This is a genomic window from Microtetraspora sp. NBRC 13810 (genome assembly GCF_030268685.1).
In the GTDB taxonomy this organism is placed as follows: domain Bacteria; phylum Actinomycetota; class Actinomycetes; order Streptosporangiales; family Streptosporangiaceae; genus BSRQ01.
Map to the genome: position 1 here is coordinate 1 of NZ_BSRQ01000066.1, position 650 is coordinate 650.

Annotated in this window: 1 protein-coding gene; it reads left to right on the forward strand. The window is 74.6% G+C overall.

The window, feature by feature from the left end; translation table 11 throughout:
- The coding region (locus QSK26_RS41465) for a cellulose binding domain-containing protein (protein ID WP_285780858.1) at positions 1-640 on the forward strand (640 nt) is incomplete at its 5' end.
- Between the last annotated feature and the right edge of the window lie 10 nt (positions 641-650).

Sequence of the window (650 nt, forward strand, 5' to 3'; positions counted from 1 at the left end):
CGGCGGCGGCTCGGACACCACCCCGCCCACCACCCCCGGCACCCCCACCGCCGCCGGCGTCACCGCCACCGGCGCCACCCTCTCCTGGACCCCCGCCACCGACACCGGCGGCAGCGGCCTCGCCGGCTACACCGTCCACCGCGAACAGGGCGCCACCGACACCCAGCTCGGCCAGAGCACCACCGCCTCCATCACCCTGACCGGCCTCACCCCCAGCACCCAGTACCAGGTCTACATCCGCGCCCGCGACGGGGCCGGCAACCTCTCCGCCAACTCCGCCACCACCACCTTCACCACCACCGCCGGCGGCGGCGACCCCGAACCCGGCACCGGCTGCACCGCCACCGGCACCGTCCAGACCCAGTGGAGCACCGGCTACGTCGTCCAGCCCGTCACCATCCGCAACAACGGCACCACCGCCACCACCGGCTGGACCGCCACCTTCACCCTCCCCGCCGGCCACACCATCACCGGCTCCTGGAACGCCACCCTGACCACCAGCGGACAGACCGTCACCGCCCGCAGCCTCCCCTACAACGCCACCATCGCCCCCGGCGCCACCACCGCCTTCGGCTACCAGGCCACCCGCCCCAACGGCAACACCACCACCCCCGCCGCCTACACCTGCGCCACACCCTGACCCCGTGACG